Source organism: Kaistia soli DSM 19436, assembly GCF_900129325.1.
GTDB lineage: Bacteria > Pseudomonadota > Alphaproteobacteria > Rhizobiales > Kaistiaceae > Kaistia > Kaistia soli.
This window is the reverse complement of record NZ_FQUP01000012.1, coordinates 37,592-63,953: the sequence shown is the minus strand read 5'-3', so window position 1 is coordinate 63,953 and position 26,362 is coordinate 37,592. Positions and strand designations below refer to the sequence as shown.

The 26,362-nt window shown below is 63.8% G+C and carries 28 protein-coding genes, 3 tRNA genes and 1 pseudogene; 18 read left to right on the top strand and 14 right to left on the bottom strand.

All coding sequences use genetic code 11. The features are described from left to right. Nucleotides 1–319: 319 nt before the first annotated feature. The 3 genes and pseudogenes from BUB39_RS24795 to BUB39_RS24785 all read left to right on the top strand — a co-directional run. Nucleotides 320–603 (top strand): annotated as a pseudogene (locus BUB39_RS24795) (transposase); the annotation flags it as partial. A 336-nt stretch (nucleotides 604–939) separates the two neighbouring features. Then, the gene (dusA, locus tag BUB39_RS24790; RefSeq protein ID WP_425292936.1) at nucleotides 940–1,962 is read left to right on the top strand and encodes a tRNA dihydrouridine(20/20a) synthase DusA; all 1,023 of its coding nucleotides are present in this window, start codon (nucleotides 940–942) and stop codon (nucleotides 1,960–1,962) included. A gap of 96 nt (nucleotides 1,963–2,058) precedes the next feature. Continuing rightward, nucleotides 2,059–3,042 carry a bile acid:sodium symporter family protein gene (locus tag BUB39_RS24785; protein WP_073058739.1) on the top strand — a complete coding sequence of 328 codons (984 nt, stop codon included), beginning with the start codon at nucleotides 2,059–2,061 and terminating at the stop codon, nucleotides 3,040–3,042. On the opposite strand, the gene BUB39_RS24780 is transcribed toward BUB39_RS24785, so the two are convergent. Together BUB39_RS24780 and cobS are read right to left on the bottom strand one after the other, a co-directional pair. Continuing rightward, nucleotides 2,993–3,226 (bottom strand): DUF1289 domain-containing protein, encoded by a 234-nt coding sequence (locus tag BUB39_RS24780; RefSeq protein WP_073058738.1) that lies wholly within the window; start codon nucleotides 3,224–3,226, stop codon nucleotides 2,993–2,995. The two genes, BUB39_RS24785 and BUB39_RS24780, sit on opposite strands and share 50 nt — an antisense overlap. Beyond that, nucleotides 3,223–4,020 (bottom strand): adenosylcobinamide-GDP ribazoletransferase, encoded by a 798-nt coding sequence (cobS, locus tag BUB39_RS24775; protein ID WP_084527985.1) that lies wholly within the window; start codon nucleotides 4,018–4,020, stop codon nucleotides 3,223–3,225. Before cobS ends, BUB39_RS24780 begins: the two co-directional genes overlap by 4 nt. A gap of 110 nt (nucleotides 4,021–4,130) precedes the next feature. Here cobS and cobT point away from each other — a divergent pair, with 110 nt between their 5' ends. Further along, nucleotides 4,131–5,156, top strand: coding sequence for a nicotinate-nucleotide--dimethylbenzimidazole phosphoribosyltransferase (gene cobT / locus BUB39_RS24770; protein ID WP_073058736.1), 1,026 nt, complete (start codon nucleotides 4,131–4,133; stop codon nucleotides 5,154–5,156). A gap of 159 nt (nucleotides 5,157–5,315) precedes the next feature. On the opposite strand, the gene lexA is transcribed toward cobT, so the two are convergent. The 4 genes from lexA to BUB39_RS24750 all read right to left on the bottom strand — a co-directional run bounded on the left by lexA (nucleotide 5,316) and on the right by BUB39_RS24750 (nucleotide 8,549). Beyond that, a complete protein-coding gene (gene lexA, locus BUB39_RS24765; protein ID WP_073058735.1) occupies nucleotides 5,316–6,020 on the bottom strand; it encodes a transcriptional repressor LexA in 705 nt (234 codons plus the stop codon). Between the two features lie 173 nt (nucleotides 6,021–6,193). Further along, on the bottom strand, nucleotides 6,194–7,219 hold the full coding sequence (locus BUB39_RS24760; RefSeq protein WP_073058734.1) for an amino acid ABC transporter substrate-binding protein: 1,026 nt from the start codon (nucleotides 7,217–7,219) through the stop codon (nucleotides 6,194–6,196). A gap of 71 nt (nucleotides 7,220–7,290) precedes the next feature. Further along, complete coding sequence (locus BUB39_RS24755; protein WP_073058733.1) at nucleotides 7,291–7,926, bottom strand: L,D-transpeptidase; 636 nt, start codon at nucleotides 7,924–7,926, stop codon at nucleotides 7,291–7,293. Nucleotides 7,927–7,958: 32 nt separating this feature from the next. Further along, on the bottom strand, nucleotides 7,959–8,549 hold the full coding sequence (locus BUB39_RS24750; protein ID WP_073058732.1) for a hypothetical protein: 591 nt from the start codon (nucleotides 8,547–8,549) through the stop codon (nucleotides 7,959–7,961). A gap of 158 nt (nucleotides 8,550–8,707) precedes the next feature. Here BUB39_RS24750 and BUB39_RS24745 point away from each other — a divergent pair, with 158 nt between their 5' ends. Then, the gene (locus BUB39_RS24745) at nucleotides 8,708–9,283 is read left to right on the top strand and encodes a methylated-DNA--[protein]-cysteine S-methyltransferase (RefSeq protein ID WP_073058731.1); all 576 of its coding nucleotides are present in this window, start codon (nucleotides 8,708–8,710) and stop codon (nucleotides 9,281–9,283) included. Between the two features lie 42 nt (nucleotides 9,284–9,325). Here BUB39_RS24745 and BUB39_RS24740 read toward each other — a convergent pair. Then, nucleotides 9,326–9,400 (bottom strand) — tRNA-Glu (locus BUB39_RS24740). Between the two features lie 110 nt (nucleotides 9,401–9,510). Continuing rightward, complete coding sequence (locus BUB39_RS24735; RefSeq protein ID WP_073058730.1) at nucleotides 9,511–9,927, bottom strand: VOC family protein; 417 nt, start codon at nucleotides 9,925–9,927, stop codon at nucleotides 9,511–9,513. Between the two features lie 295 nt (nucleotides 9,928–10,222). Here BUB39_RS24735 and BUB39_RS24730 point away from each other — a divergent pair, with 295 nt between their 5' ends. The 6 genes from BUB39_RS24730 (at nucleotide 10,223) to kdsA (ending at nucleotide 12,799) form a co-directional block, all read left to right on the top strand. Then, nucleotides 10,223–10,807: a cold-shock protein gene (locus BUB39_RS24730; RefSeq protein WP_073058729.1), complete on the top strand. Its 585-nt coding sequence runs from the start codon at nucleotides 10,223–10,225 to the stop codon at nucleotides 10,805–10,807. A gap of 47 nt (nucleotides 10,808–10,854) precedes the next feature. Next, the gene (locus BUB39_RS24725) at nucleotides 10,855–11,286 is read left to right on the top strand and encodes a DUF192 domain-containing protein (protein ID WP_073058728.1); all 432 of its coding nucleotides are present in this window, start codon (nucleotides 10,855–10,857) and stop codon (nucleotides 11,284–11,286) included. Nucleotides 11,287–11,368: 82 nt separating this feature from the next. After that, nucleotides 11,369–11,445: transfer RNA gene (locus tag BUB39_RS24720), tRNA-Pro, on the top strand. 38 nt (nucleotides 11,446–11,483) lie between these two features. Beyond that, complete coding sequence (locus BUB39_RS24715; protein ID WP_073058727.1) at nucleotides 11,484–11,789, top strand: ETC complex I subunit; 306 nt, start codon at nucleotides 11,484–11,486, stop codon at nucleotides 11,787–11,789. A 16-nt stretch (nucleotides 11,790–11,805) separates the two neighbouring features. Beyond that, nucleotides 11,806–11,882: transfer RNA gene (locus tag BUB39_RS24710), tRNA-Arg, on the top strand. A gap of 80 nt (nucleotides 11,883–11,962) precedes the next feature. Next, nucleotides 11,963–12,799, top strand: a complete 837-nt coding sequence (gene kdsA / locus BUB39_RS24705) for a 3-deoxy-8-phosphooctulonate synthase (RefSeq protein WP_073058726.1) — start codon at nucleotides 11,963–11,965, stop codon at nucleotides 12,797–12,799. Nucleotides 12,800–12,816: 17 nt separating this feature from the next. On the opposite strand, the gene BUB39_RS24700 is transcribed toward kdsA, so the two are convergent. Beyond that, nucleotides 12,817–13,698 carry a LysR family transcriptional regulator gene (locus BUB39_RS24700; RefSeq protein WP_084527980.1) on the bottom strand — a complete coding sequence of 294 codons (882 nt, stop codon included), beginning with the start codon at nucleotides 13,696–13,698 and terminating at the stop codon, nucleotides 12,817–12,819. Nucleotides 13,699–13,830: 132 nt separating this feature from the next. Between BUB39_RS24700 and BUB39_RS24695 the strand changes: the two genes are divergently transcribed. After that, on the top strand, nucleotides 13,831–14,817 hold the full coding sequence (locus BUB39_RS24695) for an aldo/keto reductase (protein WP_084527978.1): 987 nt from the start codon (nucleotides 13,831–13,833) through the stop codon (nucleotides 14,815–14,817). A 27-nt stretch (nucleotides 14,818–14,844) separates the two neighbouring features. Here BUB39_RS24695 and BUB39_RS24690 read toward each other — a convergent pair whose 3' ends face one another. The 5 genes from BUB39_RS24690 to BUB39_RS24670 all read right to left on the bottom strand — a co-directional run bounded on the left by BUB39_RS24690 (nucleotide 14,845) and on the right by BUB39_RS24670 (nucleotide 20,230). After that, nucleotides 14,845–15,915: an ABC transporter ATP-binding protein gene (locus BUB39_RS24690; RefSeq protein WP_073058724.1), complete on the bottom strand. Its 1,071-nt coding sequence runs from the start codon at nucleotides 15,913–15,915 to the stop codon at nucleotides 14,845–14,847. Nucleotides 15,916–15,942: 27 nt separating this feature from the next. Continuing rightward, on the bottom strand, nucleotides 15,943–16,725 hold the full coding sequence (locus tag BUB39_RS24685; protein WP_073058723.1) for an ABC transporter permease: 783 nt from the start codon (nucleotides 16,723–16,725) through the stop codon (nucleotides 15,943–15,945). Then, entirely contained in the window at nucleotides 16,722–17,606 is an 885-nt protein-coding gene (locus tag BUB39_RS24680) for an ABC transporter permease (protein ID WP_084527976.1), read from the bottom strand. Before BUB39_RS24680 ends, BUB39_RS24685 begins: the two co-directional genes overlap by 4 nt. Before the next feature lie 101 nt (nucleotides 17,607–17,707). Continuing rightward, nucleotides 17,708–18,793, bottom strand: a complete 1,086-nt coding sequence (locus BUB39_RS24675; RefSeq protein ID WP_139251623.1) for an ABC transporter substrate-binding protein — start codon at nucleotides 18,791–18,793, stop codon at nucleotides 17,708–17,710. 357 nt (nucleotides 18,794–19,150) lie between these two features. Next, entirely contained in the window at nucleotides 19,151–20,230 is a 1,080-nt protein-coding gene (locus tag BUB39_RS24670; RefSeq protein WP_073058720.1) for a LacI family DNA-binding transcriptional regulator, read from the bottom strand. A 392-nt stretch (nucleotides 20,231–20,622) separates the two neighbouring features. On the opposite strand from BUB39_RS24670, the gene BUB39_RS24665 reads away from it, so the two are divergent. The 6 genes from BUB39_RS24665 to BUB39_RS24640 all read left to right on the top strand — a co-directional run bounded on the left by BUB39_RS24665 (nucleotide 20,623) and on the right by BUB39_RS24640 (nucleotide 26,226). Next, on the top strand, nucleotides 20,623–21,387 hold the full coding sequence (locus BUB39_RS24665; protein ID WP_073058719.1) for a sugar phosphate isomerase/epimerase family protein: 765 nt from the start codon (nucleotides 20,623–20,625) through the stop codon (nucleotides 21,385–21,387). 64 nt (nucleotides 21,388–21,451) lie between these two features. Beyond that, nucleotides 21,452–22,522 carry a Gfo/Idh/MocA family protein gene (locus BUB39_RS24660; RefSeq protein WP_175561955.1) on the top strand — a complete coding sequence of 357 codons (1,071 nt, stop codon included), beginning with the start codon at nucleotides 21,452–21,454 and terminating at the stop codon, nucleotides 22,520–22,522. A gap of 75 nt (nucleotides 22,523–22,597) precedes the next feature. Next, a complete protein-coding gene (locus tag BUB39_RS24655; protein ID WP_073058717.1) occupies nucleotides 22,598–23,899 on the top strand; it encodes an ABC transporter substrate-binding protein in 1,302 nt (433 codons plus the stop codon). Between the two features lie 4 nt (nucleotides 23,900–23,903). Continuing rightward, nucleotides 23,904–24,836, top strand: coding sequence for a carbohydrate ABC transporter permease (locus BUB39_RS24650; RefSeq protein WP_244540371.1), 933 nt, complete (start codon nucleotides 23,904–23,906; stop codon nucleotides 24,834–24,836). Beyond that, nucleotides 24,833–25,684, top strand: a complete 852-nt coding sequence (locus tag BUB39_RS24645; RefSeq protein WP_073058716.1) for a carbohydrate ABC transporter permease — start codon at nucleotides 24,833–24,835, stop codon at nucleotides 25,682–25,684. Before BUB39_RS24650 ends, BUB39_RS24645 begins: the two co-directional genes overlap by 4 nt. Before the next feature lie 257 nt (nucleotides 25,685–25,941). Further along, entirely contained in the window at nucleotides 25,942–26,226 is a 285-nt protein-coding gene (locus BUB39_RS24640; protein WP_073058715.1) for a hypothetical protein, read from the top strand. Nucleotides 26,227–26,362: the final 136 nt, after the last annotated feature.

Sequence of the window (26,362 nt, the reverse complement as noted above, 5' to 3'; positions counted from 1 at the left end):
TGCCCGTATGTGAAACCATGAACTCTGTCGCCGCCCCGTAAAAGTTGAGCCGTCACTCGATGTGCCGATGAGCCCGCACGCCCATACGCTTTCACATGAAGTTATGAAGGTTTTATGTGGCAGTGCAACATAAATGTGCAGCCGCACATTCACCGCCCCTGCCGGCGATAACCACCCTGTCGAAGCCTACATATGCCGTGCCGAAGGCCAAATCCCTGAGCAAATGGCAAGACTCAATTTCAACGGCAGATGTCTGGATTGAGCTGCAGCCGGTTTTGAAGACACCGAGTTCAGGTGTTGTTGGAACTGGAGAGTTTTGATGGAGGGACGCAAGTTCTGCCGGGAGTTCAAGCTCGAGGCCGTTAGGCTGGTCAGGGACCGGGGCGTTACCGGGCGCGGGCGGCGCGCGATCTGGACCTGCATGTGAACGTGTTGCGCAAATGGGTGCGGGAGCAGTCGGCCGATCCGCAGCAGGCCTTTCCCTGTCATGGGCAGATGAAGCCTGAGCAGCTCAAGATCGAGAAGTTGCGAAGCGAGGTCGCCAAGCTCAAGGCGGAGTCGGTGGGTCGATGCTTGCCCAAGCGGTCGCGCAGGCAGGTCAGGCTTGCGTCCTTGGACCGACCAATTGTCTTCCCTACCTCCTCCAGATCCTGCCGGCGTAAATCGATGAGGCCGGCGAAGGTCTTTGTCAGCGAACGATCTGAGAGTATAGGTTCGCCTCGATCGATCCGGCGCTCCGTTTCTCGCGCCCAGATCTCAGCGTCACCGCGCAACAGGAACGTCTCACTGCGTACTTTCCTTTGCGCCTGACTTGGGTGCGTCATGCGCCGGAAGGAAGCTTCGTGAACGTGGCCATATTCGTGTGCGCCATGCGTGCGGTGTGGGGTCGAAACGCCGCATATGGCGGCGCATTCTAGCGTGACATAAAGTGCATACGGGATCGTGCAACGATTTGATGCTAAAGAGATAATTGTGAAAAATCGATCCTTTAGATTTGCTGTGGCACCTATGATGGATTGGACGGATCGGAATTGCCGGTTCTTTCATCGTCAGCTCTCGAAGCGCGCGCTGCTCTACACCGAGATGGTGGTGGCCGATGCGGTCATCCATGGCGACCGAGACAAACTGCTGGGCTTCGACCCGGCGGAACATCCGATCGCATTGCAGCTCGGCGGCTCCGATCCAGCGAAGCTCGCCGCCGCCGCGAAGATCGGCGCGGATCTTGGCTATGACGAGATTAATCTCAATTGCGGCTGCCCATCCGATCGCGTCCAGTCAGGGACATTTGGCGCCTGCCTGATGCGCGAGCCGCAACGTGTTGCCGACTGCGTCGCCGCGATGAAAGCGGCCGTCGCGATCCCGATCACGGTCAAATGCAGGATCGGCGTGGACGAGCAGGATATCGAAACTGCTCTCGATACGTTCGCCGACGCGGTCGTCGCGGCTGGCGTCGATGGGCTGTGGGTTCATGCGCGCAAGGCCTGGCTCGCCGGCCTCTCGCCCAAGGAAAACCGCGAGATCCCGCCGCTCGACTATGATCGTGTTCACAGGCTGAAGCAGCGCCTCCCGGATCTCTTCGTCGGCATCAATGGCGGGTTGAAGACGATCGCGGATGCCGAGGCCGAGAGCGACAAGCTCGATGGCGTCATGCTCGGCCGCGCCGCTTATCATGGACCGGCATTGCTCGCGTCCGTCGACCGCGTCTTTTTCGGCTGCGAAACCGCCGATCCAGACCCGCACGATATCGTCGAGGCGATGATCCCATATGTGGAGGCGCAGCTCCGGCGCGGCGTCCCGCTGCACCGCATCACCCGCCATATGCTCGGCCTGTTTCACGGCCAGCCGGGTGCCCGCCGCTTCCGGCAGATCCTCACCGTTGAGGGTGCACGCCGTGATGCCGGCGTTTCGGTGCTACGGGCGGCGGCAAGCGCTGTTGAAGAGGCATCGTCGCTCGCAGCCTGAAGGACCTTTGCCGGGCCCGCCCTTTATCCTTGCCGCAGTGCACGCTATTGAGGGCGAGGGCTGCAGTTCGCCAGTACTTTTTTCGGACAGATCGACATGACCATCCGCGGCTTCACGATCGACGGCTTTCTCCTCGCTCTCGTCGCCGTGGTGGCGATCGCCATCATCCTGCCGGGGCCGGGTGCGACCGGCGGCATCCTGCACATGAACCAGGTCGCGACCTATGGCGTCGGCGTCATTTTCTTCCTCTACGGCCTGACGCTGGCTCCGGAGAAGATGAAGGCGGGCGTCAAGCATTGGCGGCTGCATATCTGTGTGCAGCTCTGCACGTTCGTGCTGTTCCCCGTCGTCGTGTTGCTGATTGGCACACCGCTCAAGGGCTTTGTTCCGCCTGAGGTCTGGATCGGCTTCTTCTATATCGCGGCGCTGCCTTCGACCGTGTCGTCCTCAGTCGCGATGACGTCGCTGGCGCATGGCAATGTCCCCGCGGCGATCTTCAATGCAACGCTGTCGAGTCTCATCGGCGTTTTCGCGACGCCGCTGCTGATGGCCTGGTTCCTGTCGACAAGCGGGTTGTCGATGCCGCTGCTGCCCGTCATCGGCAAGATCGTGCTGCTTGTGCTGCTGCCGATTATCGTCGGCCAGGTCGCGCGCCATTGGCTCGCCGGCTGGGCGGGGCGCAACAACAAGCAGATCAAGCTTGCTGATCGCGCAATCATCCTCGCGATCGTTTACAATTCATTCTCGGATTCGATGGTCGAAGGGGTCTGGCAGGGCCACGATGCCTCACTGATCATCGAGATCATCGTCGGCGTGATCGCGCTGTTCTTCATCATCTACTGGCTGATGCAGATTCCCTGCCGGCTGTTCGGCTTCAATCGCGCCGATACGATCGCCTGTCTCTTCTGTGCGTCGAAAAAATCACTGGCGACGGGCGTGCCGCTGGCGCCGATCATCTTCGGGACGATCCCGGGTCTCGGCCTCATCATTGCGCCGATCATGCTCTATCACTTCTGCCAACTCGTGATCGTCAGCGTGATCGCCAACCGCCAGGCGCAGCTCGCCCTCGCGGAAGCCTGAGACCGTTTTTCAATTCGGCCGCTCGCTTGGCCTCGAGTCGGGCGGGAAGGGCCTCCATCAGCGCCTGCCGTTCCGCCTCGTCCATGCGCATCCAGCGCGTGATCTCGTCGATCGTGCGACCGCAGCCCTCGCAGAGCCCGGAATCAGGGTCCATTGTGCAGATGCGGACGCAGGGCGAGATCATGCGAAGGCGACCAGAGCGATGAGGGTGGCGAGGACCGCGATCTGCTCGACGGCGCCCAGCGTGTCGCCGGTGTGGCCCCCGATCAGGCGGCGCGACGCCTGCCCGAAGCCGATCGTAGCCAGAGCGGCTGCGGCGAGCGCAACGAGCGCCGCGATCGGCCCCGCCGCGACGGTGCCAGCCACGAGGCCGATCGCCAGCGCATAGACCAGCGTCATCCAGCGCGTCTCTTCGTCTGGTTGGCCGATGCTGCCCGCAAGTCCGTCCGGCCGCGCCGGCGGCTGGTCCGCCCAGTGATAGACGATGGATGCACGGCCAATCGTCTCGGCGGCGACGAGCGCGAACACCGCAGCCCAAGGCGCCAGTGGCAGGAAGGCTGCCAGCAAGCTCGCCTTCAGGACGACCGAGAAGATGAGCGCTAGGGCGCCATAACTGCCGATGCGGGAATCGCGCATGATTGCGAGGCGGGCGGTGAGGGTGCGACCGCCGCCGAAGCCGTCAGCGGTGTCGGCCAGTCCATCCTCATGCAATGCGCCGGTTCCGACGGCGATCGTCCCGATCGCGATGAGTGCACTGGCAAGCGGTGGCAAGCCGAGCGCATTGCCGAGGAGGAGCACCAGGCCGCCGACGGCGCCGATCAGCGCGCCGGCAAGCGGGAAGACACGCACGGCGCGCCGGAGATCGGTTGCAGCGGCTGGATCAAGGCCGAGCCGGACTGCCGGAACGCGCGTAAGGAACGCCAGCGCGATCGCGATATCGCGGCCGACATCCCCGAGACCTCGATCAGCACGTGGCATCACTCATCCCTCCGCGACGGCAACGGAGCTTTCCGCGTCGCACGCCGAGGGTTATAGATCGCGCGCCTGCGGCCGGCCAGCGCCGCCGATCTCTCGCGAATGAGCGTCCCATGTCCCGATCCGCCACCGGCCTGCCCTTCGATGATATTCGCGCGCTCGTCGCGGCCATGCCGGGGCGTGACGAGGCCGCCGTGGCGGCAATCCGTGCACGCGATGCCGAATTGACCAAGCCCGCCGGCTCGCTCGGGCAGATGGAGACACTTGTAGAATGGCTCGGCGGCTGGCAGGGCACGCCGCGGCCTGCGGTCAACCGGCCGCTTGTCGCCATCTTTGCCGGCAACCACGGCGTCGCGGTGCGCGGCATTTCGGCTTTTCCAACGTCGGTCACGCAGCAGATGGTCGAGAATTTCGCCGCCGGTGGCGCCGCGATCAATCAGATCTGCATCGCCAACGATCTCGGGCTGAAAGTCTTCGATCTGGCGCTCGACATTCCGACCGGCGACATCACGATCGAGGCGGCGATGGGTGAAGCTGCCTGTGCCGCGACCATGGCCTTCGGCATGGAAGCGACAGCTGGCGGTGTCGACCTGATCGCTCTCGGCGAAATGGGCATCGGCAACACCACTATTGCCGCCGCCGTCGCCGCCGGCCTGTTTGGCGGTACGGGCGCAGACTGGGTCGGGCCCGGCACCGGGCTCGACGCGGCCGGCGTGGCGCGCAAGGCAGACGCCGTCGATGCAGCGCTCGCCATCCATGCAGGGCATCTTGCCGATCCGCTCGAAGTGCTGCGGCGGCTGGGCGGGCGGGAACTGGCGGCCATCGCCGGCGCTGTGCTTGCCGCCAGAATGAGCCGGATTCCGGTCATCCTTGATGGCTATGTCGCGACCGCTGCTGCTGCCGTGCTCTACCGCCTCGACCCGAGCAGCCTGGATCACTGCCAGTTCGGCCATCTCTCGGCCGAGCCCGCCCATCGCCGGCTGCTCGACGCCATGGGCAAGAAGCCACTGCTCGATCTCGGCATGCGGCTCGGCGAAGGTACCGGCGCTGCGCTCGCGACTGGCCTTGTTCGCGCCGCAGCGCTCATTCATGCGGGGATGGCGACCTTCACGCAGGCTGGCGTTTCCGGCAAGGACTGACGCCTGGGCCGCTGATCGCTCACGATATTGGGTGATCAGCTTGCCGCGACTCGCCCCACTTCCTCAGCAAGGCGAGGGGCCGGTCAGGCATGCAATGATCCGTTCCGCCTGCTGCAATCCTGGAACGGCCGCGCGCCCGGAAGAGCGGCCGTCGCTCGATCAATAGCGACGCATCAGCCCGACGAGACGGCCCTGGATGCGGACGCGGTCCGGCCCGAAGATCCGGGTTTCATAAGCGGGATTGGCGGCCTCGAGCGCCACCGAGGCGCCGCGACGGCGAAGACGCTTCAGCGTCGCCTCTTCCTCGTCGACGAGCGCGACGATGATGTCGCCATTCTCGGCACTATCCGTCTTGCGGATGAGAACAGTGTCGCCGTCGAGAATGCCCGCCTCGATCATCGAATCGCCGCGCACTTCAAGCGCGAAATGCTCACCGCCGCCGAGCATCTCGGGCGGAACCGTGATCGAATGGCTCTGCGACTGGATGGCTGAGATCGGAACGCCGGCGGCGATGCGGCCCATCACCGGGACAATCACCGGCTCATGATAGGGCTCCGCCCCCTCAGCAGGTCGCACGCGGCCGAGGCTGCCTTCGATGACGCTGGGCGCAAAGCCGGGCTTGCGCGGCCGCGCCATGGTCGGCGCCATGGCTTCCGGCAGGCGCACCACCTCCAGCGCACGGGCACGGTTAGGCAGGCGTCGGATGAAGCCTCTCTCCTCCAGCGCCTTGATCAGGCGGTGAATGCCCGACTTGGAGCGCAAGTCGAGCGCATCCTTCATCTCATCGAATGACGGCGGCACACCGGCCTCCTTCAAACGTTCATGGATGAAGAGCAGAAGCTCGTATTGTTTGCGTGTGAGCATTTCCCGATCCGCGCGCCAGAATCATCCGGTACAAAACACGAACAACCTACATGTTCTGTATGTGTTCCGCAAGCATCGCGGGTTGAAGCGAAAGGCGCCTGAGCCGGCACGAACGGCAGTGCCCGCGGGAGAAACGCTAGCCTCCTGAACGCGGGATTCCTGAATGTGCCAACTCAGCGGATTGGCGGCGCATACTGGATACCGCCCCGGCTCCAGAGCTGGTTAAGGCCACGCGGGATGCCGAGCTTCGAATCGACGCCAAGATTGCGCTCGTAGATCTCTCCGTAATTGCCGACCGCCTTGACCATATTGGCGATCCAATCGTTAGAGAGACCGAGCTTGCTCCCGAAGTCGCCATCAGTGCCGATGAGGCGCATCACCTCGGGCTTCTTCGAGGCTTTCGCCTCGTCGATGCGATCCGACGAGACACCAAGTTCCTCGGCATTCACCAGCGCAAAATTCACCCACTGCACCAGCAGGCGCCATGCCTCGTCGTCGGCGCGCACCGCCGGTCCGAGCGGCTCCTTGGAGATGACCTCAGGAAGGATGATGCTGTCGCCCGGGGCGGAAAGGCCGGCCTTTTCGGCATAAAGCTGCGAGACGTCACTGGTGATCGTATCGCACTTGCCGGAGGTGTAGGCATCGAGCGCTTCGGCCGGCGTCGCCGCGGAAACCTCGGTGTATTTCATCGTGTTGGTCGTGAAATAGTCGATGAAGTTCGGCTCGGTCGTCGTGCCCGCCTGCACACAGACCGTGGCGCCGTCGAGCTCGAGTGCGGACGTCTTGCCGCTGGCCCTTTTCACCATGAAGCCCTGGCCGTCGTAGTAGGTCACGCCGGCGAAGACGATGCCGAGATCGGCTTCGCGGTCGAGCGTCCAGGTCGAATTGCGGGAGAGCAGATCGACCTTGCCGGTCTTCAGCGCATCGAAGCGGTCGGTCGCCGAGAGTGGGACATAAGTCACCTTGGCCGGATCATTGAAGATCGCAGTCGCGACGGCCTTGCAGAAATCGACATCGAAGCCACTCCAGTTGCCGGCGGAATCCTTGGCGCCGAAACCGAGCAAACCTTCATTGACGCCGCAATTAAGCGTGCCGCGCGCTTTGACCTCCTCGAGCGTCGACGCGCTGGCAGCGAGACCGCCGGCAAGCAGAAGCGCCGCAGCTGCTGCGAGTGAAGATGCGGTCGATCGAATGGACATGAGAACTCCCCCGGGTGGCCTGTCGTCGCGGTTTTCATAGGCGGACCGCGCCATGCGCGGACCGTTCGTCGTTACAGCTTGGCACGCTGTAGCACGACCACCTTGGTGCCGACCGGGACGCGCTCGAACAGATCGACCACATCGGCATTCACCATGCGGAAACAGCCGGAGGACAGCGCGTGGCCGATGGTCTGTGGCTGGTTGGTGCCGTGAATGCGATAGATGGTGTCACCAAGATAGAGCGCTCGGGCGCCCATCGGATTGCCCTCGCCGCCGGCCATGAACCGCGGCAGATAGGGCTGGCGCTGGATCATGTCCGCCGGTGGCCTCCAATCGGGCCATTCCGCCTTGCGAGAGACCTTGAGAAGGCCCGACCACTGGAAGCCGTCGCGACCGACCCCGACACCATAGCGCAAGGCGCGATTGTCACCCTGGACCAAGTAGAGGAAGCGCTCATCGGTGTTGATGATGATCGTTCCTGGCTTCTCAGTTGTGCGGAAATAGACCGGCTGCAGGCGGAACTCCGGCGGCAGCAGCGAATCCTGTTCGGTTGGCACGAGTCCGGGCTGGTCGCCGATCTGCAACGGGGCGCGGGCATCCGGCACCGAGGGCGCGGCGGCCGCGGGTGCTGTCGTGAGGCTGGCCGTGGCCACCATGATAAGAGCTGCGATGGCGGCGAGGTTGAGGGAGCGTTTCGTCTGTCGCATCAGGGCCTCTTCGATGGAAAGGCGAGGGCCGGCTATCGAGTCGCCGGGGGTGGAGCCGGGACGGGCGCGGCGGTCGTTGCTGGCGCTGCCACTGCTGCTGCGGTTTTCGCAGGCGCTGCAGGCGTATCGCATCGCACGAACACCATCGTCCCGTATCGCGCTGTAACGGTCGGGTCGACCCATGCCGCGACGAGGACGCCGTTCTCGAACGATGTCACCTGACGGTCCTGCTTCACGCCGGCTGGACCTGGCGGACCAATGTAAACGCGGCCGCCAGCACTCTTGATGAAAACCTCGGACGGCTGCGTCTGGTCGGCGAGATACATCATGACGCCGCCATTCGTGCCTTTGCCGATGACATAGGGATTGCTGCAATAGCGGCGCGCTTCATTGGTCGTACGCGCAAGGTCCGCCTCGGTGCGGAACGAGCCGAGGCCCCATTTGCCGACCAGCTCATCGGCCGTGATCGGCGCGACGGCCGGCGCCGTAAGGCTGGCGCCCTGGAGGGCAGTGTCGGAATTGCAAGCTGCGAGACCCGCTGCGAAGACAAGAGCGAGCATAAGCTGGCCGTGCTGGCGAACACTCTGCCGCAGGCCGGCACATTCGATCGACGCGAGGACCATCCGTCTCCCTCCCACGGTTGGCGTCCGGCAGGTGCGCGATCTCCGTCGCCGTCGCCCCGGATGTGGCGGCATGATGAAGAGCCATCGCGGCAAACGCAACCGCTTCCTGACGGATAAGGTGCATGCCGCATGTTCCGCTTTCGTGCTAATCTCAGATTATGAGCGATCTCAGCTTCACGCTGTTCGAAACCGCGATCGGCCGGTCCGCCATCGTCTGGGGCAATAGCGGCATCCGCCGGACGCTGCTGCCGGAGACGGACGAAGGCGAGACACGCCGTCTGGTGGGAAAGCTCTTTCCGGACGCTGCTGAGCGTTCGCCCGCGGCCGAAATTGCCGCGACCATCGAGGGCATCCAGGCCTTGCTCGATGGCGCGCGGGAGCATCTGCGCGAAGCGCCGCTCGACATGACCGGCATCGAGCCGTTCCCAAAACGGGTTTATGAAGCGCTGCGGCATATCGGGCCGGGCGAGACGATCACTTACGGCGCGCTGGCGAAACAAGTCGGCAGTGAGGGAGAGGCGCGCGCGATCGGCGCTGTTCTCGGCCGCAACCCATTTCCGATCATTGTGCCGTGCCATCGCGTCCTGGCGGCCGGGGGCAAGGCTGGCGGCTTTTCAGCGCCGGGCGGCGTCGCGACGAAGCTCGTCATGCTGACGCGCGAGCGGGCCCGCACAGCCAAGTCGCCAGGCCTTTTCGACGATATCGGATTGCCGCTCGCCACAAGACAGCCGTGAGGCTAGCTGACGTTCATGCCGGTTCGGTCAATGTTGGGAAGATGGCGCGCCCTAGGGGAATCGAACCCCTCTCTCCACCGTGAAAGGGTGGCGTCCTGACCGATAGACGAAGGGCGCGTCGGCGCGGCTTATAGATGCGATTCCCTGTCGAGACAAGATCGCTCAGCAGCGCCTGTGGACAGCGTCATCCGACGCTGTCCCATTCGGAGCCGTTTAGCGGCTCCGGATCACCATTTCCCGGTGTTCGGCATCGAGGCCCAGGGCTCCTGCGCCGGCAATGCGTCACCGGCCTGGATCAGCTCGATCGAGATATTGTCCGGTGAGCGCACGAACGCCATGTGGCCGTCGCGCGGCGGACGGTTAATGGTGACGCCCGCCTTCTGCAGCTTGTCGCAGAGCGCATAGATGTCATCGACACGATAGGCGAGATGGCCGAAATTGCGACCCTCGCCATAAACTTCTGGGTCCCAGTTGTAGGTCAGTTCGACCTGAGCAGCTTCGTCGCCAGGCGCGGCGAGGAAGATCAGGGTGAAGCGGCCTTTTTCGTTCTCGATACGCCGGACTTCCTGCAGGCCGAGAAGGCTATAAAATGCCAGCGATGCCTCGACATCGGTGACGCGAACCATGGTGTGAAGGTATTTCATTGCGTGTTTCTTCTCCCGTCTCGTATCGGAGCGGCAGCGCCTGCGCGAACGGCGCGGGGCCCTTGCCTTCGGGACGCACCATATTGCCAGGGACGCCAAAGAACAAACGCAGCGGCGCCTTGTTGGCTCCGGCGTGGAAATCCGAACTTGTGGCCTCTAAGTCACTGTTCAGCGGATATGCCGATGCTATTGTTGCGGTGATGAATCGGTCATGCAACTAACTGCGACGCGCAGAATTGCCGATCGAATGTGTATTGTGGGCCGCGGATGTTGGCCGGATTGGGGGCCGAAGCCTATGGGGTCCAAGAATCACACCGGCTCTTCGGCATCGGTCGCCGATGGCGATGATGCGGCGGGGCTGGACCTTGTCGAGGTGGTTGGCGCCATCAAGTGGTTTGATGCCTCCAAGGGTTACGGCTTCATAGTCCCCGACGACGGTGCACCCGACGTCCTCCTCCACGTGACATGTCTGCGCCGCGACGGCTTCCAGACGGCCTATGAAGGCGCGCGGATCGTTTGCGAGGCCCAGCAGGGCACGCGTGGGCTTCAGGCCTTCCGCATTCTGTCGATGGACGAATCGACCGCCGTTCATCCGGCCCAGTCCGGTCCGGCGCGCACCCATCAGGTGGTGACGCCAACCAGCGGGTTGGAGCGTTGCGTGGTCAAGTGGTTCAACCGCGTGAAGGGCTATGGCTTCGTGTCGCGCGGCGAGGGCACCGAAGACATCTTCGTCCATATGGAGACGCTTCGCCGTTATGGGCTCATGGAACTGCGGCCCGGGCAGGTCGTGCTCGTCCGCTTCGGGCCGGGCGACAAAGGTCTGATGGCGGCCGAGATCATGCCGGAGGGCTCGGCTGGCGGTCCGGCTTCGTCGCACTGACCGTGATAGCATCGCCACTTCAGACGAAATCGGCCGTCCGCTCTTGGATGGCCGCTTTGCTGTTACTCCTCTCGTTCTGGTTTGCGCCGCTCGCCGCTGCCGTGGACAACGGCAATGTGGTGGAATTGGTTACCGTGTCTGGTCGCCATCCGATCAGCGTCGAGTGGGCGGTGACACCCAGCGAGCGAGCGAAGGGATTGATGTTCCGCAAGAGTATGCCGACCGATACCGGCATGCTGTTCGATTTCGGCACCGAGCAGAGCGTCGACTTCTGGATGAAGAATACGCCGCTGTCGCTCGACATGGTGTTTATCGGGGCCGACGGCACCGTGCGGCGGATCGCAAAGCGTGCGACGCCGTTTTCGGAGTCGATCATCCCCGGAGGCGCGTCCGTGCGCTACGTGCTGGAAATCAACGGCGGCAAGGCGGATGCGCTCAAGCTTGCGCCGGGGGACAAGGTGTTGATACCGGCGCGATGACGGTGCCATCCGGCGATTTGCGACCAATCGCATCCTTGCGGGTGGCCGCGGGGAAATGCTAATCGAGGCCCGTGTTCAATGTCGGGGCATAGCGCAGTCTGGTAGCGCATCTGGTTTGGGACCAGAGGGTCGCAAGTTCGAATCTTGCTGCCCCGACCATTGACCTTCGGACCGCTCGTTCAGGAAGCAGCGCAGAGATGGTTGCACGTATTTTCAAGCCGGCCCGTAACGCCATGCAATCCGGCAAGGCCAAGACCGATCGCTGGATGCTGACCTACGAGCCCGAGGTGCCGCTCGCTGTGGAGCCTTTGATGGGCTACACGTCCAGCGCCGACATGAAGCGTCAGATCAAGCTTCATTTCGACACCCAGGAAGAAGCCGTTGCCTACGCGCAGAAGAATGGCATTCCCTATCGCGTGTTCGAGCCCCATACGGACACCCGCAAGAAGATTTCCTATTCCGACAATTTCCGCTACGGCCGTCTGCAGTCCTGGACCCATTAGGCCGTCGCCGCGAACCGGCCCCTTAGCTCAGCTGGATAGAGCACCTGCCTTCTAAGCCGGTGGTCGTTGGTTCGAATCCAACAGGGGTCACCATTCGCCCGGGTCCGGACGGGTCGCCTCTGTCGCGTTCCCGGTGTATGGAGGGCGCGCAATTCACGCGAGATCCTCCGACCATGACCCTTCGCCCGAACGCCCATGTCGCCGCCGGCTCGGCTACCTTCGGCAATGACCTGCCGCTGACGCTGATTGCCGGGCCCTGCCAGCTCGAAAGCCGGACGCACGCGTTCGACATCGCCGGCCGGCTGAAGGAAATGACGTCGAAGCTCGGCATCGGGCTCGTCTATAAGACCTCGTTCGACAAGGCGAACCGCACCAGCCTTTCCGGCAAGCGCGGCATGGGGCTCGACGCGGCGCTGCCGATCTTCGCCGATATCCGTCGCGAGCTCAGTCTCCCCGTCATCACCGACGTGCATGAGCGCGAGCAGTGCGCCGTTGTCGCTGACGTCGTCGACATCCTGCAGATCCCGGCTTTCCTCAGCCGCCAGACCGATCTCCTGATCGCTGCCGCGGAAACCGGTCGTGTCGTCAACGTGAAGAAGGGTCAGTTTCTTGCGCCCTGGGACATGAAGAACGTCGTCGACAAGCTCACCGCCAGCGGCAATCCGAACATTCTCCTCACTGAGCGTGGCGCCAGCTTCGGCTACAACACGCTGGTTTCGGACATGCGGTCGTTGCCGATCATGGCCGGGCTCGGCGCTCCGATCGTGTTCGATGCGACTCATTCCGTGCAGCAGCCGGGAGGGCAGGGCGGCTCGACGGGCGGTCAGCGCGAATTCGTTGCCGTGTTGGCGCGGGCGGCGGTCGCGGTTGGCGTTGCCGGCGTCTTCATCGAGACGCATGAGGATCCCGACAACGCCCCTTCAGATGGCCCTAACATGGTGCCGCTCGATGATATGCCGGCGCTTCTCGAGCGCCTTCTGGCCTTCGATCGCATCGCCAAGGCTGCCTGAGCCGTCTCGGCGCGGATTCAGCCGGCCGGCCGCTCGCCTGCGAAGAGGCGTTTGTGGCTGCCGATCAGCCGCGCAATCCGAATTGCTGCGGCATGGACGGCTGCATCGTGGCGATCGTCATGATGCGTGACCAGCCATTGCTCCGATGTCAGGGATGCGATGAGGGCGCTTCCGCGTTCTAGTTGCGGATCGGCATCGCCGACGAGGCAGGGCAGGACGACGCGGCCGACGCCGACGCGGGCCAGATCAAGCAGCGTTCGCGGATCGGTGCAGCGAAAAACGATCGGCCCGTCCGCCTCGCGTTCCAGCCATTGGGCAGAGGGCGTCAGCGCGGCATCGGCAGCAAGGCCGATCCACGGCAGCGCCGGGGCATCGGATCCGCGCCGCGCATACACCGCAAAAGCGACCGTCGCGATGCGCCGTCCGGCCAGCGTGTGTTCGTCTGGCCGGCGATTGCGGATGCCTATATCCGCTTCGCGCCGTCCGATATCGAGACGCGCATTGGCAGTGACGAAGTCGAGCGTCCAATCGTCGCCTGACTGACGAACAGAGCCGACATGTGAGGCGAGAAACCGCGTCATCCAGTGGCCAGCCGAGATGCGCACAGCACGAGGACCAGCCGTCTCGCCGCGCCAACGGACGATGCCGGCGACGGCGGTTTCAACTTCTTCCGCATGGCAGAGCAATCTGCGTCCTGCCTCGGTGGGCTGATAGCCGACGCGGCTCTTTGAGAACAGCCGCATACCCAACTGACGTTCGAGCACGGCGACCCGGCGGCCTAATGTTGGTGCACTGACACCCGATGATCGCGCGGCCGCGCCGAGCCCGCCGCTCCGTGCCACAATGAGAAAGAGGCGCAGGTCGGACCATTCGATGTCTTTCAAATTTGAAACAGGCATTGCGAAACCGAAGCTTGGGACCGTGTCTGGCCCGCTATAGATTGTTTGGAAAGCGTCAGGTCGCGCCAAAGCGCCGTCTGTCCGCTTCTTTCAATTCTGCAACGACCCTTCCGCAACGACAAGGATATGACCATGCACACGATCACGCTGTGGAACGGCGAGACGAGCCCCGCGCTCGGATTTGGCGGTTGGGCGATCGGCGGTCCCTTCTTCGCTGGCGAGGTTCCGCTCGGCTGGGGCAAGGTCGACGATCGCGAATCAATGGCGGCCATTCACCGGGCGCTCGACGCCGGCATCCGCTTCTTCGATACCGCGAGCAATTATGGCGGAGGACATTCGGAGGCTGTCCTGGGCGCCGCTTTGGCAGGGCGCGACGATGTCGTGATCGCGACCAAATTCGGTCATGTGGTCGATCCGGCCAGCAAGCAGGCCCTCGCCGACGATGTATCGTCCGAGTTCATCACGCGGATCGTCGAGCGCTCGCTGCGCAACCTGCGGCGCGAGCAGATCGATCTGCTGCAACTGCATGTCGGCTACCTGCCGGTTGTCGAGGCCGAAGCCGTCTTCGAGCATCTCGGGCGCCTCCGCGTGGCGGGGAAGATCGGCGCCTTTGGCTGGAGCACGGACACGCCGGCCAGCGCCGCCGCCTTTGCCGGCCGCGACGGCTTCGTTTCGATCCAGCACCAGATGAACGTCCTTGATCCCGCCGATGAGATGATTGCCGTGATCGAGCGGGCCGGGTTGCTGTCGATTAATCGCGGTCCACTAGCAATGGGGCTGCTGACCGGCAAATTCACCCCAGCGACCGAGATTGCCCGAGACGATGTGCGCACGGCCGACGTCGAATGGATGACCTATTTCAAGGATGGCCGCGTCTCGCCCGAATTCACGTCGCGGCTCGACGGAATCCGCGAGACGCTCCGCACGGGCGGTCGCACGTTGACGCAGGGTGCACTCGCCTGGCTTTGGGGTCGCTCGTCCCGGACCTTGCCGATCCCCGGCATTCGAACCGTCGCGCAAGCGGAGGAAAATGCGGGCGCGCTCGCCTTCGGGCCGTTGCCGCAGGACGCGATGGCTGAGATCGACCGGCTGCTTGGCCGGGCACCGGTGCCGGCGTGACGCTGAGCGCGTCAGCCGCGTTCGCAGCTAGTTCGGCGCCCCTTCGAGGACGAGGATGTCCTCGCGACCAAAATTGACGGTGATCGGCTGGCCGCGTTCGGGCGGGGCGGCGTTCGGCCGGTTGAAGGTGTCGAGGGAGACGGCGCTCTCCTTGAAGCGGACGCGAATGCGCACCACCGAGCCAAGGAAGTGGACTTCGTCGATCGTGCCCTCGAGATTGTTGCTGCTGCCATTGGCCCGGCCAATGGACAGCGCCTCGGGACGCAGCGCCACGGCGAGCGCGTCGCCGGTGGACGCACCGTTGAGGCCGCGGCTCGTCACGATCTCCTGGCCGTCGACCACGATCCGTCCTTCGGCTCCGTCGGAAACCCGGCCGCTCAGGATGTTCAGTGTGCCGACGAAGGAGGCGACAAAGCGGGTCTTGGGATAATTGTAGATCTCGAACGGCGTCCCAAGTTGCTCGATGCGTCCCTCGCTCATCACACAGACGCGGTCGGACATCGACAACGCCTCTTCCTGGTCATGCGTGACGAAGATCGTCGTGATGCCTAGCTGGCGTTGCACGGCGCGGATTTCGTCGCGCAGCGAAACGCGGATCTTGGCGTCGAGCGCGGAGAGCGGCTCGTCGAGGAGAAGGATCTGCGGCTTGATCGCCAGCGCGCGGGCGAGTGCGACGCGCTGCTGCTGGCCACCTGAGAGCTGGTAGGGATAGCGCTCGGCAACCTGCGGCAGCTTGATAAGCTCCAGCATCTCCTTGACCCGGCTCGCGATTTCAGCGCCGTTCTTGCGTGCGACCTTCAGGCCAAAGGCGATGTTGTCGGCCACCGTCATGTTCGGGAACAGCGCATAAGCCTGGAAGACCATGCCAATCTTGCGCTGATGCGGCTTGAGATCAGTCACATCCTTGCCGTCGATCCGGATCGTCCCGCTCGACGGTGTCTCGAAGCCGGCAACCATGCGGAGGATCGTGGTCTTGCCGCAGCCGCTCGGCCCCAGCAGGGTGACGAACTCGCCCCGCTCGACGGCCAGGTCGACGCCTTTGACGGTGGTCGTGGCGCCGAAGGTCTTGGTGATGCGCTCGATGGAGAGGAAAGCCATGGTGGTCCTTGGGTCTTCCTTTGGGCGTCAGCGCTTCTGGCCGGGCGAGAAACTGGCGACGAGCTGGATCAGGCCCATGCAGGCCCAGGTGATGGCGAAGGCGATGACCGCAAGCGCCGCCGGCTCATAAGCGCGGTTGGCTCCGATCAACTGCATATAGGGGCCGAAAGCCGGCCGGTTGAGCAGGCTGGCTATCGTGAACTCGCCGATGACGATCGCGAAGGTCAGGAACGCGCCCGAAAGCACGCCAACGCGGATGTTCGGCAGGATGACCTGAATCAGGATGCGCGGCCAGGAACTGCCGAGGCTCTGCGCCGCCTCCGTAAGCGTCCGGATATCGACGGTTCGGAGCGCTGTGTCGACGGAGCGATACATATAGGGCAGAGAAAGCGTCACATAGGCGAAGACGAGCAGGAGATCCGTGCTGCGGGCGCTGCCGGTCAGCGGCAGCCATGACGAGGAATTGTACATCCGCAGATAGCCGAACACGATCACGATGGCCGGAACGACCAGCGGCAGCAGCGTCATGAATTCGACGACGGGCCGCAGCTTCGGCAGCTTCAACTGCACGAGATAGGCGGTTGGCACCACGAGCGCGATCCCGACGATGATGGTCAGGAGCGCGATCAGCGCTGAATAGGAGAAGCTGGCCTGGAAGCCGGGATCGGCGAGAACGACCTGATAAGCCTTGAACGAATAGGTGCCGCGCTGCATGCGCAGCGAAAATTCGAAAGTGGCGATCAGTGGGACGAGGAAATAGATCGCCCCAAAGATGAAGCCGATCCACGGAAAGAAGCGTGACTGTTTCATCGGATCCACCGGGCGCTGCGCGAGGCGAGCCAGATATAGGCACCGTTTGAGACGCCGGTGATGACGATCATGCCGAGCGCCAGCGCATAGCCGAGATTGGGGTCATGCAGCGCGTCGCCGCGGATCTGCGCATAGAGCAGGATCGTGACGATGTTGAAGGACGAGCCCGTCAGTGCATAGGCGGTGGCGATCGCCCCGAAGGCATTCGCGAACAGCAGCAGAAACGCGCCGAGAAGGCTCGGCCACAGGATCGGCAACGCGATCATCGTCCAGTATTGCCAGCCCGTCGCGCCCAGAATGGCAGCGGCCTCGCGCCATTCGCGCTTCAAGCCGTCGAGGGCAGGGGAGACGACCAGCACCATCAGCGGGATCTGGAAATAGAGATAGGTGATCGTCAACCCCCAGAACGAGAGCAGGTTGAAGCCGCCGCGGTAGATGTTGATGTCGAAGATGCTGAACAGCAGCGCCGTCACGAGGCCGGTGCGCCCGAGTGTCGCCAGGAAGGCGAAGGCGAGCGGCACGCCGGCAAATTGCGACGCGACGCCGGAGAATGTCATCAGCGTCGGACGGACCCAGCGCGGCAAGCCGCCAAGGATCGTCGCGAGCGCGAGAGCGAAGCCGATCAGCACACCACCAAGCGCCGAGGCCGCGCTGATCTGGAGGCTCAGCGTATAGGAGCGGATGATCGAGGGCTGGCCGAGATTGACGATGTTCTGCAGCGTGAAATTACCGCTCGCGTCCTGAAACGCGCCAACGATCAGGTTGGCGGCCGGCAGCAGCAGAAACATCAGCGAGAACAGAATGAATGGCAGAATGCCGAGCCAGGACCAAGTGATCCGTCTCTCGCGTGCGGCGGTCGCCGGCAGTGCGGTGATGCTCATGGCATTCCTGGGCAAGACGTCCATTGTGAGCCGGCAAACCCCGCCAGCCGATTTGAAACGGGCGCCAACCCGTTGAGGGCGGCGCCCGTTCCGCTAAGCGACTACTTGGCGACGTCGGCGCCGACGACTTCGCTCCACTTCTTGGCGATCACGTCCTTGGCCGCGCCCTGCTGCTCGAGCGTCGGGAAAATCGCCGGGGCGTAAGATTCAGCCGGCGGGAGCTTGGCCAGCAGTTCGGCCGGGATCTTGCCTTCCTTGGCGAGCGCGTTGAAGCGGATCGGATGGCAATAGCCCTTCAGCCAGCCGAGCTGACCCTCGTCCGAATAGAGATATTCCATCCAGAGCTTGGCGGCGTTCGGATGCGGCGCGAAGGCGCTGATCGCCTGCACATAGACGCCCGCGACGACGCCCGTCTTCGGGATGATGACCTCGGCCGGCGGGTTGCCGGCGAGAACGTCACGCCAGGAGAGGGCATTGTAGTCCCAGGCGATGATGATCGGCGTGGTGCCCTGTGCGAGCGAGGCCGACTTGCCGGTGACGGGGACGAAATTGCCCTTCTTGTTCATCTCGGCGAAGAACTTCAGGCCTTCCTCGCCCGCCTTGGCGACGTCGCCCTTCGCGGCCGAGAGACCGGCCGCGAATACGCCCTGGATCGCCTGATTGGCGGTTTGCGGCGCGCCGGCGAGAGCGACAGCGTTGGCATATTCGTCGGAGAGCAGATCCGACCAGTCGGTCGGCATCGTCTTGACGAGGTCCTTGTTCACCATGAAGGCCATGACGCCGTAATAATCGCCATACCAGTAGCCGTCGGCATCCTTGGCGCTGTCCGGGATCGAGTCCCAGGTCGAGACCTTGTAGGGCTGGATCAGGCCTTCGGCCTTGGCCGACGGACCGAAGGAGAGGCCGACATCGATGACGTCAGGCGCCTGCGGGCCCGTATTGCCCTTGTTGGCCTTGATCGCCTCGATCTCGTCGGCCGAGCCGGCGTCCGGATTGAGCTCGTTGACCTCTAGGCCGTACTTCGCCTTGAAGCCGGCGATGACGTCGCCATAGCCGCACCAATCATGCGGCAACGCGATCGTGGTGAGCGAGCCTTCCTTCTTGGCCGCAGCGATCAGCTCGTCGCTCTGCGCGAAAGCCAGCCCCGCCGAAGCGGTCAGCGCCAGTACAGAGACCGTCAACCGCATCCCGATGGTCTTCATTCTTTTTCTCCCGTTCGCGGCCTGACGCCCCGAGCGCCCGTCCCGATAGAAATCATGGATCCTAAGCCGTCTACTTGCGAACGCTATCATGCCTCTTTGAAGCTTAGATGTCATTCTCCCGCGAGGCTTCGCTGGGCCTTGTTTGGGGGCTGGTTCCGGAATGCGCGTCGCCGCGATGACGCGCGTTGTTTCGCAGGCTGGTCTGAGGAATTTGCGCGCCGCTCATTGTCCGCGGCCCGGGTGACGCCGCCGAGCGATGCATCGGAAGATGCCGGGATGGTCCGATTGCCGAAGCAGAACCGTTCGCCCTGCCGCTGAACCGCCCGGGCGGATCGGCCAGGCCTAGCTTCTGTCGCGATGCGGCGAGCCGGGACCCGAGCTTTCGCGGATGATCAGTTCATGCGGCACGATCTGGTCCTCCAGAGAGGCTCCGCCCTCGATCATCTGTTTCAGGTAGAGAACCGAGGCCTCCGCCATCTCGCGCCGAGGCAGCCGGACGGTGGTGAGCGGCGGATCGAACACTTGCGAAAACGTCAGGTCGTCGAACCCGGCAACGGCGATATCGTTCGGAATCCGAACGCCCGAGCGCTTCAGTTCCGTCATCAGCCCAAAGGCCGATTCGTCGTTGCCGCAGAAGATCGCGTCCGGCAGCGTACCGGCAGCGATGAGGCGGCGGGCGACCGCCTTGCCGTCTTCCAGGTGAAAACCGCCGGGCAGCAGCAAGTCCTGTCCCTCCGGCAGTCCTGCCTCGGCCAGGGCCCGCCGCCAACCGTCGCGGCGAAGCTGGGAGACGAGTTCCGTCATCGGTCCCGCCAGATGGGCGATACGGCGGTGGCCATTGGCAATCAGATGTCGGACGACGTCCGCCGCCGCCTCGACCTCGTCGATCTGAACCGACGCGATGCCGCTCCCGGCTTCGGTCGGGCTCATCGTCCGCACCACCGGCAGGCGGCTGCCGTTCTCGATCCGGCTGCGGATCCGGGCCGGACAATAACCCGAGGTCAGCAGGATGCCGTCGATACCGCCGGTGAACAATTCGTCCGCCAACCGGTCCGGCCGCTCGAGATCGACATTGGTATGGCCGATCATGATGCCGTAACCGAGCTCGAAGGCGGCGCGGTCGATGTTCATCAACAGGTCGGAGTAGTTCTGGTTGGCAAGGTCCGGGATCAGGACCAGCAGGATCGCGCTGCGTTGCAGGCGGAGGGAGCGGGCATGGCGGTTGATCTTGTAGCCAGCCTCCTGCGCCGCCCGCTCGACACGGATACGAGTCTCCTCGCTGATCTCAGGCAGGCCGGCGAGCGAGCGGCTGACGGTCGAAGCGGAAACGCCGGCGAGGCGGGCGATATCGGCCATGGTCGGCGACCGTGCGCGGACGCTCTCCTTCGAGGGCGTGTTCTCGTCCTGCGGCTTTCTGGGCATATCGCTTCCCAACCCCACCCCTCATTCACTGCAGGCGACGCGCATCCAGCGCGATTTCCCTGAAGGCTAGCACGCCGCGCGGCGCCCGATGGCTGCGGCATGCCGATGCGCTCTCGTGCTGCCTTTGCCACGCATTGCTGCCTCGCACAATCGATTGCGTCTTGCGCGCAATCGATTGCGTGATATGCATTGTGCATTCGATTGCGCCAGTTGCTCCCGACGAGTGGGAGCTGGCGTCGCCTGCGGGGAGGAGACCGCGCGGGCCTGGAGGACAACTTGACCACGCCTGGTTCCAACACCGGCGCGACTCCCGTCGCGCTGCCTGAATTCTGCTGCCCTCCGGCGCGTCCCGCCGGCATCGCATCGCCCTCATACTTCCGGACATGAGACCCATGGACATCAGCGATATTCTCTCGATCCAGCTCTATTCGCTCCGCGGCCTCGGCCCCCTGGAGCGTCAGCTCGATGCAGCCGAGGCTGCCGGCTTCCGTCTTGTCGAAACGATCGGAAGCCATCTCGCCGATCCGAAGATGCTGAAGGCGCAGCTCGATCGACGCGGCCTGACGGCACCGAGTGGCCATATCGGCATCGGCGATCTCCGCAGCGATCTGCCGCGCATCATCGAGGCGGCGAAGGAGGCGGGGATCCGGCAGCTTTATATGCCGGCCTATCCCGAGGCCGAGCGCGGCAAGACGAGCGAAAGCTGGGCGAAGGCCGGCGCGGAACTCGGCGCGATCGCCGAAACGCTGAAAGCCCAGTCGATCGGGCTTGGCTATCACAACCATCATTGGGAACTCGAGGTTCTCGACGACGGCCGTACGGCGCTTGAGAGCTTCTTCCTAGGCGCGGCCGGATCGCCGCTGACCTGGCAGGCCGACATTGCCTGGCTGGCGCGCGGCGGCGTTGATCCCGTCGCTTGGCTCGGCCGCTACAGCTCCATCCTGACTTCCGCGCATGTGAAGGACCAAGCACCTGCGGGCGTCACGGCCGACGACGGTTGGACCGATGTGGGAGCCGGCATTCTCGACTGGCCGCTGCTCTGGAAGGTCGCTCGCGACAATGGCGCCGGCATCATGACGGTCGAGCACGACAACCCGAGCGATCCGGCCGGGTTTGCGGCGCGGAGCCACGCCTATCTCGTCCAGATGACGGCCTGAGGCGGCTACCAAACCGGGGCGCTGCTGCGCCCCGTCCCAGATATCGATGTATCGGACAAAGCACGTGGAAAAATTGAGAGTGGGCCTCATTGGGCTCGGGACCGTCGGTCAGGTGGTGCATCTGCCCGTCCTCGGCGGTCTCAAAGACAAGTTCGAGGTCGTCGCGGTCTGCGACGTGTCGGCACGGCTGGTCGAGCGGGTCGCCGACGCCTACCAGGTCGAGGGGCGCTACACCGATCACGCCGCGATGCTGGCGGCTGAGAAGCTTGACGTCGTCGCCGTCATCAATTCGGACGAGTATCACGCCGATTGCGCTGTGGATGCGTTGGCCTCCGGCGCGCATGTGCTGATCGAAAAGCCCGTCTGCCTTTCGCTCGCGGATCTCGACCGGATCATTGCGGCGCGGGACGCGGCCGGGAAGATCGCCTTTGTCGGTTATATGCGGCGCTTCGCTGGCGCCTATGCCGCGATGAAGGCGCGCCTCGCGAGCGGCCCGTCGCCGCTGCATGTTGCCGTCCGCGACATCATCGGGCCGAACGCATTCTTCATTGGACAGACCACGGTCGTGGAAGTGGGCGACGACATCGCGCCCTCGCTGATTGCTGAGAGGCAGGAGCGGGCGGAATCGCAGGTCCGCGCCGCGCTCGGGCAGGTTTCGAGCGACGCGGTTTCAGCCTACCGGCTGCTCTGCGGGCTCGGTAGCCACGACCTGTCGGCCATGCGGGGCCTGATCGGCGCCCCAAAGGGCGTGATCGGTGCCGGCAAGAAGAGCGGCGGACGCTACGTTGCCGCCATTCTCGATTATGGGAGCTTCATGGCGACCTTCGAGATGGGGCTCGATCAGGTCGGCCGCTTCGACGCTTCGATCGAGGCCTTCACGGGCAGCGAGCGGCTTCGGATCGACTATGACACGCCGTTCATTCGCCACCTGCCGACGCTCCTCACGGTCCAGTCGACGGAGGGCGACGCGCTTTCCGTTGCGATCGAGCGGCCGAGCTATCGCGATCCCTACACGTCCGAATGGCTCCATTTTCACGACGCGATCACAGCCGGTGTGCCGGTCGACACCACGCTGGAGGATGCGGCCGAAGACCTGAAGCTCTTCGCCGACATCATCGCGGCCTTTCCGGACTGAGCCAACTGCGAGGTCGGATCCAAGGCCGCGTGCGCGGTCGAAGCTAAGCATCGTTCAAGAAAACGGGAGGAAAGAATGAACGAATTCAATGCCAGCCGGAGCAGCATGACTCGGCGCGCCTTTCTCGGAACGACGGCCGCCGCGGCCGCCGCGATGACGGTCGGCCAGAAGGCGGCGTTCGGCGCCGAAGAGATCAAGTTCTGGGACATGGTCTGGGGCACGGGCGCCAGCTACACCGCCGCGGCTAAGGAGCTCGTCGGCAGCTACCAGCCTTCCGGCGACAATCTCGGCGTGCGCTACCAGTCCATTCCCTGGGCCAACTGGTACCAGACCTTCACGTCCGCGGCCGCTTCGCGCACCACCCCGGCGGTTTCCTCCGGCGCCGCCTTCCTGCCGTTCTATTTCATCGAGCAAGGCGTGATCGCTCCGGCCGACGATGTCGTTGCCGGCTTCGACAAGAGCGGCACCAACGACTTCCTGCCGGGCGTGCTCGACGCGATGAAGACCGACAAGGGCTATGCCGCGATGCCCTGGTCGATGGACCTTCGTGTCATCTGGGTGCGCAAGTCGCTGCTCGAGAAGGCCGGTGTCGAGGCACCAACGGACTGGCAGAGCTTCATCAAGGTTGGCGAGGCGCTGAAAAAGATCGACGTCGTCGGCCTCGGCCTTGCCGGCGGCAGCACGACGACGGACGGGCAGCACACCGTCTCGGCGCTGATGATCAACAATGGCGGCGGGCTCTTTGCAACAGACGGGACGCTCGACTGCGTCACCGATCGCAATATCGAGACGCTCGACTTCCTGAACGAGCTGGTCCGCAAGGGCATCATCGATCCCTATGCTGCGAGCTATACGTCCGACAACGTGACGCGCGACTGGCTCTCGGGCCGCGTCGGGATGGGCTTCGGTCAGACGGGGCTCGACAAGAACTTTCCGACCGACCAGCAGTCGGACCTGACGGTCATCAGCCCGATCAAGTCGACACGCGGCGATATGGGCACGGTCTACTACATCAATCCGCTGATGATGTTCAAAACGACCGCTTCCCAGCCTTCGTCGGAGGCGTTCCTCACCTGGTATCTCGATAATATGAAGGTGTTCTGGGAGAAGGGCGTCGCCATCGACGTGCCGGTCCGCAAGAGCATCGCTGACCTGCCGAATTTGAAGCAGAATGCCAATCTGCAGAAGTCGATCGCCGAATGGCAGCCCGTCGGCAAGACCATCGGAGCACAGGCGCCGCGTCCCTTCGGCGCGCTCAATGCGGTCGATGGCGGCGGCGCCGGTGCGGCGTTCATCCAACAGATCATCGAGGGCAAGACAGCCTCGAAGCAGATCCTCGAGACGCTTCAGGCCGCCCTCGAGAAAGTCGTGAAGTAGCAGCGTGCAGGCGACTGGAACCCTCGCCGAGCGGCAAAGCCGGCGCCCCGCGGAAGCGCGGCGCCGGCGGCCCGATCTCGGCCGCGCCATGACGCTGGCCGGGCTCGCGCTGCCCGCCGTCGTGCTCATGGCCGTCGTCAATGCCTATCCGGTCGTCTATGCCGGCATTCAGGCGCTGCACGACGGCGATCTGCTCAATCTCGGCAACTTTGTCGGCCTTGCCAATTTCCGTGACGCCTTGACCGATCCGCTGTTCTGGCGGTCGGCGCGCTTCACGGTCGTCTTCAGCCTTTGCGGCGTGTTCGGGTCCTGGCTGCTTGGCTTCGCGCTGGCGCTGATGCTGAAGCCGAACTTTCCGGGCAAGAGCGTCTTCAAGATTCTCCTGCTGCTGCCGTGGATCGTGCCCATCGTGGTGTCCTCGATGAGCTGGAACTGGCTGACCGCGACGCCGGACAGCCTGCTGCCTGTGCTTGCGCGCGATTTCGGTTTCGGCCGCGTGATGTTCCTCGCCGACCCGACCATGGCGATGATCACCGTCTGCCTGTTCAAGATCTGGATCAGCTATCCCTTCATGATGATGATGATGTCGGGCGCGCTGGAAGGCATCGAGCCCAATCTCTACGAGGCGGCCCGCGTCGATGGCGCCAATTCGCGCCAGCAACTTCGCTACATAGTGCTGCCGATGACGGCGCGCTCGACCTATATCGCCTGGATCCTGATGGCGATGTTCTCGGTCAACGATTTCGCCACGATCTATCTGCTCACGGGAGGTGGGCCGGTCGATTCGACGACCTCGCTGATCGTCCTCGCCTATCGTTCGGTGTTCCAGGACTTCCGGCCCGGATACGGCGTCGCGATCTCCTTCCTCATGACCGGCGCGCTCGTGACCCTGTCGATCATTCTCTTCCGCCAGATCCGCAAGGCGAACATCGCATGACGACCTCAGCTGCCACGGCGCCGCGAACCGCGGCCGCGCTTGATCCAAGACGGGCAGGGCTTGGCCGCACGTTCGCTGCGGCGATCGTGACGCTGGTCATGCTCGGGCCCATCCTCGCCGTGTTCTGGCTGGCGCTGCGGCCGCGGCTCTATACCGACATCACCGGACCGACGCTGGAGACCTTCGGCTATATCTTCGCCAATACCGACATCCTGCTCTGGCTCAAGAACAGCGCGATGGTCTCGATCTTGGCGACCATTGTATCGGTGATGGTCGCTGCGCCGGCAGGCTATGTGCTGTCGCGCGGACGCGGCGGGGCGGTCTCGGCCTACTCGCTGTTCATCTTCGTGGTGCAGAGCTTCCCCGTCGTCGTTTTCGTCATTCCGCTCTTCATCATGTTCGCTTCGGTCGGACTGGTCGATTCGCTCGGCGGCGTCGCAATCATCTATGTCGCCTCGTCGATCGCCGTCGCCTGCTGGATGATGTCGGCTTATTTCGACACTATCCCGGTCACCCTCGAGGAGGCCGCCTGGATCGACGGCTGCTCGGTGTTTGGGGGCTTCGTCCGCATCGTGCTCAGAAACTCGCTGCCGGGCGTGCTTTCGACCGCGATCTATTCCTTCCTTCTCGCCTGGAACGATTATCTGGTCGCGCTCGTCTTCCTGCGCTCCGACGATCGGTTCACACTGCCGATCGGGCTGCAGACCTTCTTCCAGCAGAACCAGACCGATTGGGGACCGGTCATGGCCTGCGCTGTCGTCATGCTGGCGCCGCCGGTCGTCATCTTCGCCCTGCTCAACCGGTTCTTTTCAATCGGCGGAATTGGCGGTTCGTTGGCGGGGAGATAGGCGTCGCCCGTGCCGGCATGCTGGAGGCCTTTGTCATGATTCGCATGACCTTAATGCCGTTCCAACCGGGCGACATGCGGCAGGCATCCGACAGCTAAAGTCGCGCTGCAGAGCGCATTCGCGGTCTTGCCGTCTCGGCCTTCTACCTTGTCGATCCGCTGGCGTTATCGACTTGCGTCGGAGTGGCCGTTCCCGAGCGGATGATATCCTCGTCGTGTTCGAGTGGCTTCGCAGTCATGCGGGCTCGATCGGCGGGGATGCATCACGGCTCTACCGATGACAACCGCGCGTTTGCAGCAAAGCTTGAGGCCGCCGGTCGAGAGGTGATGCTGTCGGTCAGCCCCAGGATGCCGCACGGCTTCTATTTCTTCGCGCATCTTCTGCCCAAAGGAAGAAGAGGCCTTCGCGGCAATACGGCGCTTCTTCCAGTCGCGATGACTGAGGCGTCAATCAATGCGCTGCGCGGCAGTCACGCGTCCGAGATCAAGCAGTGGCTAAGGTGCGATTTTTGGAGAGCCGCCTTGGGTTTTCCCTGGGGGTGATCCGCTTCGGACGGGCTATCCCGGCGTGCCACGGGTCAGCAGAACGGCGCAGGGTTGCTCATGGCGCCAGCAGGCAGCTTTCAGCGCGATCACAGCCGTTCGGAAGGGCCACCGCACCAGATGCAGTTGCACCGAA

Excerpts from the sequence above, each read along its gene's own strand:
- BUB39_RS24750 (WP_073058732.1), bottom strand. The coding sequence starts at position 8,549 with ATGGTCCTCGCGTCGATCGAATGTGCCGGCCTGCGGCAGAGTGTTCGC.
- BUB39_RS24645 (WP_073058716.1), top strand. The coding sequence starts at position 24,833 with ATGACGACCTCAGCTGCCACGGCGCCGCGAACCGCGGCCGCGCTTGAT.
- BUB39_RS24685 (WP_073058723.1), bottom strand. The coding sequence starts at position 16,725 with ATGAAACAGTCACGCTTCTTTCCGTGGATCGGCTTCATCTTTGGGGCG.
- BUB39_RS24780 (WP_073058738.1), bottom strand. The coding sequence starts at position 3,226 with ATGATCTCGCCCTGCGTCCGCATCTGCACAATGGACCCTGATTCCGGG.
- BUB39_RS24675 (WP_139251623.1), bottom strand. The coding sequence starts at position 18,793 with ATGCGGTTGACGGTCTCTGTACTGGCGCTGACCGCTTCGGCGGGGCTG.
- BUB39_RS24665 (WP_073058719.1), top strand. The coding sequence starts at position 20,623 with ATGGACATCAGCGATATTCTCTCGATCCAGCTCTATTCGCTCCGCGGC.
- BUB39_RS24730 (WP_073058729.1), top strand. The coding sequence starts at position 10,223 with ATGGGGTCCAAGAATCACACCGGCTCTTCGGCATCGGTCGCCGATGGC.
- BUB39_RS24700 (WP_084527980.1), bottom strand. The coding sequence starts at position 13,698 with ATGCCTGTTTCAAATTTGAAAGACATCGAATGGTCCGACCTGCGCCTC.
- cobS (WP_084527985.1), bottom strand. The coding sequence starts at position 4,020 with ATGCCACGTGCTGATCGAGGTCTCGGGGATGTCGGCCGCGATATCGCG.
- BUB39_RS24640 (WP_073058715.1), top strand. The coding sequence starts at position 25,942 with ATGCATCACGGCTCTACCGATGACAACCGCGCGTTTGCAGCAAAGCTT.
- BUB39_RS24745 (WP_073058731.1), top strand. The coding sequence starts at position 8,708 with ATGAGCGATCTCAGCTTCACGCTGTTCGAAACCGCGATCGGCCGGTCC.
- BUB39_RS24655 (WP_073058717.1), top strand. The coding sequence starts at position 22,598 with ATGAACGAATTCAATGCCAGCCGGAGCAGCATGACTCGGCGCGCCTTT.
- BUB39_RS24695 (WP_084527978.1), top strand. The coding sequence starts at position 13,831 with ATGCACACGATCACGCTGTGGAACGGCGAGACGAGCCCCGCGCTCGGA.
- BUB39_RS24760 (WP_073058734.1), bottom strand. The coding sequence starts at position 7,219 with ATGTCCATTCGATCGACCGCATCTTCACTCGCAGCAGCTGCGGCGCTT.
- BUB39_RS24690 (WP_073058724.1), bottom strand. The coding sequence starts at position 15,915 with ATGGCTTTCCTCTCCATCGAGCGCATCACCAAGACCTTCGGCGCCACG.
- BUB39_RS24785 (WP_073058739.1), top strand. The coding sequence starts at position 2,059 with ATGACCATCCGCGGCTTCACGATCGACGGCTTTCTCCTCGCTCTCGTC.
- BUB39_RS24755 (WP_073058733.1), bottom strand. The coding sequence starts at position 7,926 with ATGCGACAGACGAAACGCTCCCTCAACCTCGCCGCCATCGCAGCTCTT.
- BUB39_RS24680 (WP_084527976.1), bottom strand. The coding sequence starts at position 17,606 with ATGAGCATCACCGCACTGCCGGCGACCGCCGCACGCGAGAGACGGATC.
- BUB39_RS24725 (WP_073058728.1), top strand. The coding sequence starts at position 10,855 with ATGGCCGCTTTGCTGTTACTCCTCTCGTTCTGGTTTGCGCCGCTCGCC.
- lexA (WP_073058735.1), bottom strand. The coding sequence starts at position 6,020 with ATGCTCACACGCAAACAATACGAGCTTCTGCTCTTCATCCATGAACGT.
- BUB39_RS24735 (WP_073058730.1), bottom strand. The coding sequence starts at position 9,927 with ATGAAATACCTTCACACCATGGTTCGCGTCACCGATGTCGAGGCATCG.
- cobT (WP_073058736.1), top strand. The coding sequence starts at position 4,131 with ATGTCCCGATCCGCCACCGGCCTGCCCTTCGATGATATTCGCGCGCTC.
- BUB39_RS24670 (WP_073058720.1), bottom strand. The coding sequence starts at position 20,230 with ATGCCCAGAAAGCCGCAGGACGAGAACACGCCCTCGAAGGAGAGCGTC.
- kdsA (WP_073058726.1), top strand. The coding sequence starts at position 11,963 with ATGACCCTTCGCCCGAACGCCCATGTCGCCGCCGGCTCGGCTACCTTC.
- BUB39_RS24715 (WP_073058727.1), top strand. The coding sequence starts at position 11,484 with ATGGTTGCACGTATTTTCAAGCCGGCCCGTAACGCCATGCAATCCGGC.